The following is an 11,052-nucleotide window of genomic DNA, read 5'->3' on the forward strand; positions in this document are numbered from 1 at the left end:
CTCACCACTCGGCGAAGGAGCCGTCGGGGTGCCGCCACACTGGGTTGCGCCACGCGTGCCCGTCACGGTCGGCGGCGCGTACGGCGGCCTCATCGACGGTGATGCCCAGGCCGGGCCGGTCACCGCGCTGCGCGTGCCCTGCGATGAAGCGGAACGGCTCGGGGTCGACGACGTAAGACAGCAGGTCGGCGTCCTTGTTGTAGTGGATGCCGCGGCTTTGCTCCTGGATCAGGAAGTTCGGTGTCGCGAACGCGATCTGCAGACTGGCCGCCAGGGCGATGGGGCCGAGCGGGCAGTGCGGGGCGAGGAGGGCACCGTACGTCTCGGCGAGCGAGGCGATGCGGTGCACCTCCGAGATGCCGCCGGCGTGGGACAGGTCCGGCTGGACGACGGCGACTCCGGCGGTGAGCACGGGCAGGAACTCTGCGCGTGAGTACAGTCGTTCCCCTGCGGCGAGCGGGATGGGGCCGGCGGTGACGAGACCCGCCAGCAGGTGGCTCTGCTCGGGGAGTACGGGTTCCTCCACGAACAGCGGGTGCAGCGGAGCGATCTCGGCGAGGACACGGCGGGCACCGGCAGCGGAGAAACGGCCGTGGAAGTCGATCGCGACATCGCGATCGGGGCCCAGGCTCTCGCGTGCCACGGCGACGCGGTCGACGACCGCCGCGGTCTCAGCGGCGGTGGGAACCGGCGAGGTCGCGCCGGCCGCGTTCATCTTCACCGCCGTGAAACCCGCCTCCACCTGGGCGGCGATCTGCTCGCGCAGCCTGCTCGGCTCGTCGCCGCCGACCCAGGCGTAGACCCGCACCCGGTCGCGCACCGGGCCGCCCAGCAGGGCATGTACGGGTGCGCCGTAGGCCTGGCCCGCTAGGTCCCACAATGCCTGGTCGAGGCCGGCGACGGCGCTGGACAGCACGGGGCCGCCGCGGTAGAAGCCGCCCTTGGTGAGAACCTGCCAGTGGTCCTGGATGCGCAGCGGGTCCTGGCCGAGGAGGTGCTCGCCGAGCACGTCGACGGCGCTGCGCACCACTTCGGCGCGCCCCTCGACGACCGGTTCTCCCCAGCCGACGAGGCCGTCGTCGGTTTCGATGCGGCAGAACAGCCAGCGCGGCGGGACCAGGAAGGTTTCGATGCGGGCGATCTTCACTTGTGGCGGGAGCCTTTCGTCTCGTCGTCGCCGTTGAGCCGTTCCAGGTCGCGGCCGGCCTGGTCGAGCAGGGCACGCATGGCGGCCTCGGCGGCGTCGGGGTCCTGATCGCGCACGGCGTCCAGGACGGAGCGGTGGGCCGGTACGGGGTCCTCGCTGTGCGGAGCACTGTGCACGATGCGGTCGCGGTGGGCCAGGCCCGACTCGATGACCATCTCCATGCGTTCGAGCAGTTCGTTGTGGGTGGCTGCGAGCAGGGCGCGGTGGAAGGCGAGGTCCGCCTCGACCGCGTGCGTGGCGCCGGTGTCCTGGTCCATGGCCTCAAGGGCGGCGTCCAGGGCGGCCACGTCGGCGTCGGTGCGCCGCTCGGCGGCGAGGCGGACGGCGGCCGGTTCGATGATGGCGCGGACTTCGGCGAGGTTGCGCAGCAGTGCCCGGTCGGCTTCATCGGCCCCGCCACCTTCGAACTGCCAGCGCAGCACGTCGGCGTCCAGCAGGTTCCAGTCGGAACGGGCGCGCACGAAGGTGCCGCGTTTCTGCCGGGCGTCGACCATGCCCTTGGCGGCGAGCACCTTCAGCGACTCGCGCAGGGCTGTGAGACTCACGTCGAGTTCGCTCTGCAGGGCGACCAGGTCGAGTGTCGCCCCTTCCGGGATGTCCCCGCCCAGGATGCGGCGGGCCAGGGCTTCCACGGTCTGGCCGTGCACGCCGCGGCGGGCATAGGGAGTCATGTCGTGCTGCCTTTCTGCTGCTGAGTGGGGGCTTGGTCATGCGGAGGCCTTCACGACGCTCCAGCCGCCGTCGACCAGGAGGTGCGAGCCTGTGATGTAGGAGGCCTCCTCGGAGGCGAGGAAGGCGATGGCGGCGGCCACCTCCTCGGGGGTGCCGAAGCGGCGGGCGGCCGTCTCGGCGATGCTGCGCTCGCGTTCCTCGGGCGGAACCCTGTCCCAGGCGGCGGTCAGGATCGGGCCGGGAAGGACGGCGTTGACGCGGACGTCGCTGCCGTACTCGACGGCCAACTGCCCGCACAGGGACAGCAGGGCGCCCTTGGAGGCGGCGTAGGCAGGGTGTCCGGGAATCCCCTTGTGGGCGTGCACGGACGAGGTCAGCACGACCGAGCCGCGGCGCTCGCGCAGGTCGGGCAGGACCGCGCGGAAGCCGAGGAAGCTGCCGGTGAGGTTGACGTTGAGCTGCCGCTGCCACGAGTCGAGGGACATCGCGTGTGCGGGCGCGACGTCGACGGTGTAGGCGTTGCTGACCAGGACGTCCACTGGTCCGAACGCGTGGGCGGCAGCCGCGATCTCTGCCCAGTCCTGCTCGGCGGCGACGTCGGCGGTGACGGACCGGGCCTTACCGCCGTCCCGGTTGATGCTCTGGGCGACGGTCGCTCCCCGTTCGCCGTCGATGTCGGCGAGCACGACGGCGGCTCCCTCCTGCGCGAGGCGTTGGGCCGTGGCGGCTCCGATGCCGGAGGCCGCGCCGGTGACCACGGCCGTGCGGCCGGCGAAACGGGCGCCGTGGCGTGGTGCGGACTGGTACATCGTGGGGTTGGGCTCCTTTCCGGCTGCGGCGCCTCGTCGGCCGCGGTGGGAACAGATGCGGGTCGGGGATCCTAGTGCCGGGTCAGCACCACCAAGTCGGCGTCGTCACCGGCGCTCCAGGCGAACGGCAGCCCGTAGTGAAGCAGATGGGCTCCGGCGTACGTGGTGCCGCTCGCGGCGTCGTGATAGCGCGCGGCCGGATCCAGGCCCCGCAACCGGAGTCGGGCGGCGCGACCGGGAACGAGCGGGGCTCCGTCCAGGCGTCCGGTGCTGAAGGCGGCGACGACGGTGCGGTGGCCGTCCGGCGCGTCGTACTGGACGCCGCAGGTGGGGTCCTCGGGCGTGCCCAGCAGATGTGCCTCGCCGTGGTGGATCACGTCGCGGACCTCCTTGTAACGCGTGATCCACCGGGCGGCCTCGGCGCGCTGTTCCGGTTCCCATGCTCGCAGGTCGGCTCCGATGCCCAGGACGCCGCACAGGGCGGTGACGAAGCGGAAGGCGAGGCTGCGGGGGCGGGGGTCGAAGACGCCGGGGGCGTCGGTGACCCAGGAGCTCATGACGTGGGGCGCGTGGGCGTGCAGGAAGCCGAACTGGATGCGCAACCGGTCCAGGGGGGCTGTGTTGTCGCTGGGCCAGACGACGTCAGTGCGAGCGAGCGTGGCGTGGTCGATCCTCCCACCGCCGCCCGCACAGCCCTCGACGGTGACATCGGGGTGGGTGGTGCGTAGGTGGTCCAGGACACGGAGGTAGCCGGCGACGTGTCCGGCGTCCAGGTCGAGGCGCTCGGCGGGGCCGGCTCCAGGTCGGCCACGCTCGGTGGGCGGCCGGTTCATGTCCCACTTCAGGTAGCTGACGGCATGGTCGGTGAGCAGCCGGTCGAGAGTGGCGATCACGAAGTCCTGGACGTCGGCGCGGCCGAGGTCCAGCAGCAGCTGGTTGCGGACGAGCCGGGCCGGACGGTGATCGATGCGGTAGACCCAGTCCGGGTGTTCGGCATACAGGCGGCTGGTGGGGCTGACGGCCTCAGGTTCCACCCACAGCCCGAAGTCGAGCCCGAGGGCGCGGATGTCGTCGACGAACCGGTCGAAGCCCTGGGGAAAGGCCGCCGGGTCGGGGTACCAGTCCCCCAGTCCCCCGGTGTCGTCGGCGCGGCCGGTGAACCAGCCGTCGTCCACGACGAACAGCTCGGCGCCGATGTCCAGGGCTGCCTTGGCCAGTTCCAGTTGGTTCGCGGCGTCGACGTCGAAGCCGGTGGCCTCCCATGAGTTGTAGAGCACCTTCCGACGCCGCCGCAGGCGGTTCCCGCTCAGGTGCCGCTCGTAGCGGTGCCAGACGCGGGTGAGTCCGTCGAGCCCGTCGGGGCTGAACGCGCAGGCGAGGCGGGGTGTGGTCAGGGTCTCTCCCGGTGCCAGGTGCACCGCGCCTTCGTGCGGCACCCGGCCGGCCCGCACCCGCAGCGCCCCGCCGGGCTGGGCCTCGGCGGTGATGTGCCAGTTGCCGGGCCATTCGAGTGCCACACCGTAGGTCGGTCCCGGAGCCTGCTCGGGTGCTTGGCGGTCCTGGACGGCGAGCCAGGGCGCGTACGCGTGGCCGGCCACCCCCTGGCTGCTGCCGATGGTGAAAGTGCCCCTTGCCAGGTCGAGTTGAGTGCGCTGGAACTCCTGGGACCACTGGCCGGTCAGGTATGTCAGCCGGGCCGCGGTGGTGACCGGGACGTTCACGGCGGCCGAGTCCAGCCGCTCCAGGCGTAGTTCCTCCTCGCCCGTGCAGGTCAGTTCCGTCCAGCGGTGCAGGACATCGGTGCCCGGCACGGTGGCGTAGCACAGGGTGGTGCGCAGGCCGAGGACGTCGTCGGTGAAGGTGAGCCGGAGGGTGTGGGTCTCCTGCTGTGCTCCCTCGAAGGTCCACCACACGCCACGTTCGGAGCCGGGCCGTGCGGCGACGAGGTCGGCGCCGGCGAAGGGGCGCAGCCCGTGGGGCAGGTATTCCGCGGGGGCGGCGTCGGCGGGCGTGATGAAGTGGGTGCGGTGGGACCAGTCCAGCGCCGACGGTCCCTCCTCGACGCCGTGCGGTCCCCAGGCCTCGAGTTCGGCCCAGGGGCCGTCCTTGGAGAGCCGGACAGTGTAGCTGCTGTGATCGGTGCGCAGGGTCCAGCGCTGCTGCGACGTCACTTCACCGCTCCGATGTTGAGGCCGGCCACGAAGTGGCGCTGGAAGCGGAGGAAGACGGCCACGGTGGGGGCGGCGGCGATGACGGATCCGGCGGCGATCACGTTCCACATGGAAACGTACTGCCCCTGAAGTCCGATGAGCGCGGCGGTGATCGGCATCTTGGTGTCGCTGCGCAGCACGGTGATGGCCCACAGCAGGTCGTTGAAGATCCAGGTGAAGGACAGTGCGCTGAGCGCGGCGAGCGCGGGCCGGGTGAGCGGGAGGATGATGCGCCAGAAGATCTGCCAGGGGCCGGCGCCGTCCACGACCGCCGCCTGCTGGATCTCGGCGGGGATCGCGCGCATGAAGCCGTGCAGGACGAAGACGTAGAAGCCGACGCCGAAGCCGATCTGCACGCCGATCAGGGCCGGCAGGGTGTCGTAAATGCCCATCATCTCGCTGAGCTTGGACACCGGGATGAGCAGGATCTGCGGTGGCAGCAGGTTGCCGCCGAGCATGAGCAGCAGCAGGAAGCGGCGGAAGGGCATCTCGTAGCGGCTGAGGGCGAACGCCGCCATGGCCGCCTGCGCGAGGGTCAGCAGGACGCAGGGGACGGTGACGGTCAGGCTGTTGATCAGGGCGCGTTGCTGGCCGCCGTCGACCCAGGCCTGGCGGAAGTTGTCCAGTGTGAAGGAGCGGGGCGGGCTGCCCAGGCCGTGGGCGGCGATGTCGTTGAAGGACCGCACGCTGGTGACGAGGACCAGGAGGATGGGCAGCAGCCACAGGAAGGCCAGTGCTCCGGCGCCGAGGTGGAAACCGGCGGTGGCGGCCCGCCGGCGGCGCAGCGCGCCGGCGGACGTGGGGCGGTGGGTGGCGGACACGGGCGCGTGGACGGCGGACATCAGTCGGCCTCCCGGAAGGCCCGGACCAGGTAGGAGGCGATGACTCCGAAGGCCAGCAGGAAGATGACGACGGCCAGGGCGGAGCCGTATCCCAGGCGCAGCGACTGGAACGCGGTGGAGTACATGTAGGTGCTCAGCAGCTCGGAGGAGTGGTAGGGGCCGCCGCGGGTCAGCGACCAGACCACGTCGAAGGAGCGCAGCGAATCGATGACGATGACGGACAGCACGACGGCGTTGACACTGCGGAGCTGGGGAAGCGTCACATGGCGGAAGCGCTGCCGGCGTCCGGCGCCGTCGACCTTGGCCGCCTCGTACAGTGCCGGGTCGATGCCCTTCAGGCCCGCGAGATACAGGACCATCACATAGCCGATCTGCCGCCACAGGGCGGGCACGATCACCGCGTACAGGGCGGTGTCCTGGTCGGCGAGCCAGGCGTGGCGCAGGCTGTCCAGACCTACCGACTCCAGGAGGCGGTTGAGCACACCGTCCGGCTGGTAGATGGCCTGCCAGACCAGGGCGGTGGCGACGAGGGAGAAGACGACGGGCAGGAAGAGAGCCGCGCGGTACAAGCCGACGCCCCGGCGCTCCTGTTGGAGCAGGAGCGCGGCGGCCAGGCCGAGCAGGGCGGACAGGCCGCCGAAAAGCAGCAGCCACAGGACGGTGTGGCCGGCCGCGCCGAGGAAGATGTCGTCGCCCGTCATCTCGCGGAAGTTGCCCAATCCGACGAACTTCGGTGCCGCGACGCCGTCCCAGCTGGTCAGGGCGAGGTAGAAGCCCTGCAGCGCGGGCCAGAAGACCCACAGGGCCTCGGCGAGCAGGGGAACGAGGACGAAGGCGAGGACCAGCGGGGGTGTGCGACGGGGACCCCGGGCCGTGCCGCCCCGTGAGCGCGCCGGGACCGGGGACTTGCGGTGCGAGGCGGTCAGGACGGCCATGTCAGGCGTTCCAGATCTTCTCTGCGTCGTGCTGCCAGTCGGTGAGGATGCCGGCGACGTCCTTCGGCTTGGCGATGAACTTGGTGAGCGCGGTGTCGGCGGTGGGCTGGAGGGCGTCGCTGGAGTCGCGGTTGAAGAACTGGGTGACCTCGGCAGCCTGCTCGATGTGCTCGCGTCCCTTCTTCACCAGCGCGGTGCCGGCGTCCTTCGCGTCGGGGTTGCAGGGCAGGACGGTCCCGGACGAGCCCTTGATGTAGATCTCCTGCGCCTCGGCGGTGGCGAGGTAGCGCATCAGGTCGAAGACCTGGTCGCGGTGCCCGGTGCGAGCGCCGGCGAAGTAGCCGTCGGTCGGGGCCTCTTCGGCGAGCGGAATCTCGCTGTCGACGACGGGGAAGCGGAAGAAGTCGATGTCGTCCAGGGCGCTCCTGGGAGCGGCATCGGCGAAGAAGGTGCCGATGAGCATCATGCCGCTGCGGCCGTTGAGCAGGGCGGTCGTGGCGTCCTGGAAGGCTACGGCGGTGCCGTTGGGATCGAAGTACGGCAGTACCTCCTGCCAGCGGTCGAAGACCTTGCGCACCTCGGGGTCGTCGAAGCGGTGCTTGCCCGCGAGGAGTTCGCGGTGGTAGGTGGCGCCGTTGATGCGGAGGTCGAGGTAGTCGAACCAGGCCGAGGCAACCCACGCCGTGCCGCCGCCCGCGCCGAGCCCGATCGGTGCCACGCCCTTGGCCTTCAGCTTGTCGCACAGGTCCAGGAATTCGTCCCAGTTGGTGGGCTCGCTCACGCCCCACTTGGCGAAGTTCGACTTCCGGTAGAACATGCCCCACCAGTAGTAGGTGGCGGGCACGAAGACCTTCTTGCCGGAGCTCGCGGTGCACAGGCTGTTCAGCGCCTTCGGGTACCGCTTGAGGTCGGGCGACGAGCTCCAGACGTCGTCGAGGTCGAGCAGCAGGTTCTTCTTCGCGTAGGCATCCGCCACCGAGCCGGGGTACCAGGTGTAGACGTCCGGCGGGTTGGCGGAGGTCAGGTAGGTCGGCAGCTGGGTGCGGAAGGTCTCCGCGGCTACGGTGTTCAGGCTGACGCGCCCGGATCCCTTCTTGCCGTAGGCGGCGACCAGGTCCTCCATCGCGGTCTTGGCCTGCGGTGCGGACAGGTTGGACTGGAGGGTCACCGCGCCCTTGGAGGAGGACTTGGCGGAGGAGGTGGAGGTGACACAGCTGCTGAGCAGTGCCGTCGCCCCGGCGGCTCCGAGTCCGGCGAGCAAGCGCCGGCGGCTGGGCAGGTGGTTCGTCATGGAGGCTCCCTGCGGCTCCGCCCGGCGGGCGCGGCCCTCCTGACGGCCGGGCCCACTCGCGGCGGAACCAGAGTCGCGTGGCGAACTCGCCACGTCAAGATCTATTAGTAATTTATTTGAACTGGGTTCTGTGGACATAGCCGTCGACGCCACGGAACACCGCGTCGACCGAGCCGTCCGGGCCGGCGACCGCACCGAGCGCGCCGTCGAAGGCCGCACTGGGGAACTCCTGCCGCTTGGTCCAGCCCTGCCACGCCCCGCCGTCGTACCGCTGCTGCCACAGTGTGTAGTCGGCCGCCCGCGCGTACAGCACAACGCGGTCGCCCACGGCGACGAGCGTCGGGCTACCGCTCACCGTGCCGCCGAGCGAGGTCCAGCCCGACCACTGTCCCGACGCGTCGCGCGACATGGTCCATACGTCGTCGGCGGCGGTGCGTACGGCGACATGGACGCGCCCGTCGCTGTCGACGGCCGCGGACGGCCTGCCGTATGCCGGCCGGTCACCGGGCGCGCCGAGCGACGACCAGCCGGACGACGGTCCGCGCTGCACGATGCGTCCGTCGGCACCGCGGGCGACGAGCGTCCAGTGCGCGGGGTCGGTGAAGGCCACGGTCGGCGCGTCGGTCAACCGCCCGCCCAGGTCCTGCCAGCCACCCCAGCGCCCGCTGGAGAAGACCCTCCGGTACGCGTGGTTGTCGGCTCCGCGGACGAAGACGTCGATACGGCCCCCGGCGGAGGCGTAGGCGGCGGGCTGGCCGAGGATCCGTCCCGCGACCGGGCCTGCGAGGTCCCTGGTCCGCGCCGGACGCATGCCCTCCGCCGTGTGCTGGACGAGTGTTCCGCGCGGTCCACGGAAGAAGGTGGTCAGCGTGTCGCCGGCGCGCACCACGGCCGGGCTTGCCGAGGACTTCTCCCCCAGGCTCGTGCCGGGCAGCGCGTCCTGCCCGGTGAGCCCGAGGAACGCGGTGCCGTGGGCGGGAACCTCGACGGTGTACGAACCGGTGTGTGCACCGCGGTCGGCACGTGCCCGCAGATCACGCACCTTGACGGGCCCGCCGAGGGCGACGTCGGCGAAGTTCACGGTGCGCTCGGCCGGCCGGTCGGAGCGGTTGAGCAGGACCACCGCGCGCCGGCCCTGACCGGCGAGCACCTTGCTGTAGACGTCGCCGACGGAATCCGTGGCGACCCGGACCCCCTGGATTCCGAGCGGGTCCTGGTCGACGGCGATGATCTCCGGGTTGCGCAGGGTGTCGATCATGGACGGGGACAGGGTGCGCGGGTCGGAACCCAGGATGAGCGGGGAGGCCATCTCGGCCCACATCACGAACTGGGTGGTGGACTCCTCCTGGGTCAGTTCCAGGTTCCCGTCGGCCATGCGGCGCATGGGGATGAGGTAGTCGGGGTCGTTGTAGTGGCCGGGCCCCTGTGCCTCGGGGTGCCAGGCGTTGGCGTCCATGTTGCGCAGGATGTCGGGCCACTCCCCCGGGCTCGGGGTGCCCCAGGCGATGTCCGTGCCGGTGCGCCAGGAGTCCGCGATCGTCGGGGCGTAGGCGTAGGTGTTGTGCGCGTCCTGCTCAGGCGTGTGCGGCAGCCCCCAGTCATCGGTGAGCGGGTTGCACAGGTTCAACAGCATCTTGCGGCCGGACTTGGCGACGGCGTCGCTGAACTCCTTGAACGCGGGCCCCGGATCAAGCTTGGCGCCGATCCCGCACAGGAAGTCGACCTTGATGGCGTCGATCTTCCAGTCGGCGAACTGCCGTGCGTCCTCGTCGTAGTGGCCTCTGCTGCCCAGTCCGCAGCTCTTGCCGCCGTCGTAGGTGCCGGCGTCGGTGTAGATGCCCGCCCGCATGCCCCGCTTGTGGAGGTAGGAGACCAGGGCGGGAATGCCGGAGGGGAAGCGCTCCGGATTGGCGACCAGCCGGCCCTGCGCGTCGCGGGGGTTGTCGGCCTGCCAGCCGCCGTCCAGCCAGACGATGTCATAGCCGCTGTCCCGCAGTCCGCTGCTGACGATCTTGTCGGCGACGGCGCGCACCTCCTTCTCGGTGGGCGCGCCGAGCCCGTAGTAGGTGTTCCAGCCCATGTAGGGCGTCGGGGCCAGACCGCTGTCGTAGAAGGCGGGCGCCCCCTGGTCGACGGCAGGGTCCGCCATGACCGGGGAGGCTGCGGACGCGGCCAGTACCACCGCTGTCGCAGCCCCGACAACCAACCTAGAGGACCGGTGCTGCAGGGGTCTCTGTGTCGACAACTGGGAAGTCAAGTGCCTCTCCCGGTAGTTGGAAGCGGGAAGACGTGAGGCGGACTGCACCCGAGAGGTGAGGCCCGGCGCCACGGCGAAGACTGTGGCCTGCGGCCGGGAGCCTGTCAATATTAATTCCTAATTTATTATCGCTGCCGGTGACGTTCCAGACGTGATCGCCGCGCACGCGACTCTCGACGCTCAACTCCCAGGTGCGCGAGGACGGCTGAGACCACCGCCGCCTCGCCGTTGCCGGGTCCGCCGACGACGTGGTCGGGCGTCGAGACGGCGGAGCCGATGCCGGTAAGCGCCCATACCGGCGGGCGGGCAGTGGGCCCCTGAAGGGTCGATTCCGGAGTTGCCGTAGATACCCGTGTGAAGATGCGTTGCAGTTCCAGATCGCCGTTCGCCGCCAGTCGCATCTGCAACTGCCCAGCGGGGCCGTGGCAGGCGTCGGCTCCGCCTCGTCGCGGTCGAGCAGTATCTGGGCCTGCGCCTGGCGGACATCGTCGCAAGGCCGGCGGCCATGACCCGAACGGTGGCCGCGGCTTGCACAGTTGCAGGTCTCTGCCCGCCGTCCCCAACAGAGGTGAGTTCCCGGTGTGCGCACTCTTCCCGTCCGGTCTGCGCCGAGGGGACACCTCACACGGACCCACGGCCGCGCGGTTCCCTCGTTCGCTATGGCCACGGTCCACCGGAACCTGTCAGCAGACGGCGGAAGCGGTCACACACCGATCCACGTACCAGGGGTTGACATGAGGCGCTGCGCAACCCAGCCTTTGGCAACGTTGTCATTCCTGCTGCGGCGGGCGCGGAGTCGCTCCGGCCTGCACCGCTTTTTGATGGGACG

General features: G+C 70.6%; 8 protein-coding genes. All 8 read right to left on the bottom strand.

Translation table 11 applies throughout. From position 1 onward, the window contains the following. Position 1 precedes the first annotated feature (1 nt). The 8 genes from dgoD to AB0N14_RS26485 all read right to left on the bottom strand — a co-directional run bounded on the left by dgoD (position 2) and on the right by AB0N14_RS26485 (position 10,115). The gene (gene dgoD, locus AB0N14_RS26450) at positions 2-1,147 is read right to left on the bottom strand and encodes a galactonate dehydratase (protein ID WP_366028191.1); all 1,146 of its coding nucleotides are present in this window, start codon (positions 1,145-1,147) and stop codon (positions 2-4) included. Then, a complete protein-coding gene (locus tag AB0N14_RS26455) occupies positions 1,144-1,878 on the bottom strand; it encodes an FCD domain-containing protein (RefSeq protein WP_366028192.1) in 735 nt (244 codons plus the stop codon). The genes dgoD and AB0N14_RS26455 overlap by 4 nt, the downstream gene beginning before the upstream one ends. Before the next feature lie 36 nt (positions 1,879-1,914). Then, the gene (locus AB0N14_RS26460; protein ID WP_366028193.1) at positions 1,915-2,688 is read right to left on the bottom strand and encodes an SDR family NAD(P)-dependent oxidoreductase; all 774 of its coding nucleotides are present in this window, start codon (positions 2,686-2,688) and stop codon (positions 1,915-1,917) included. Between the two features lie 71 nt (positions 2,689-2,759). Beyond that, positions 2,760-4,859 (bottom strand): alpha-galactosidase, encoded by a 2,100-nt coding sequence (locus AB0N14_RS26465; RefSeq protein WP_366028194.1) that lies wholly within the window; start codon positions 4,857-4,859, stop codon positions 2,760-2,762. Continuing rightward, entirely contained in the window at positions 4,856-5,740 is an 885-nt protein-coding gene (locus AB0N14_RS26470) for a carbohydrate ABC transporter permease (RefSeq protein ID WP_366028195.1), read from the bottom strand. The genes AB0N14_RS26465 and AB0N14_RS26470 overlap by 4 nt, the downstream gene beginning before the upstream one ends. After that, on the bottom strand, positions 5,740-6,675 hold the full coding sequence (locus tag AB0N14_RS26475; protein WP_366028196.1) for a sugar ABC transporter permease: 936 nt from the start codon (positions 6,673-6,675) through the stop codon (positions 5,740-5,742). Before AB0N14_RS26475 ends, AB0N14_RS26470 begins: the two co-directional genes overlap by 1 nt. Before the next feature lies 1 nt (position 6,676). Further along, on the bottom strand, positions 6,677-7,966 hold the full coding sequence (locus AB0N14_RS26480; protein ID WP_366028197.1) for an extracellular solute-binding protein: 1,290 nt from the start codon (positions 7,964-7,966) through the stop codon (positions 6,677-6,679). A 112-nt stretch (positions 7,967-8,078) separates the two neighbouring features. Next, a complete protein-coding gene (locus AB0N14_RS26485; protein WP_366028198.1) occupies positions 8,079-10,115 on the bottom strand; it encodes a glycoside hydrolase family 27 protein in 2,037 nt (678 codons plus the stop codon). Positions 10,116-11,052 lie beyond the last annotated feature (937 nt).

The organism is Streptomyces sp. NPDC051104 (assembly GCF_040682835.1).
In the GTDB taxonomy this organism is placed as follows: Bacteria; Actinomycetota; Actinomycetes; order Streptomycetales; family Streptomycetaceae; genus Streptomyces; species Streptomyces cynarae.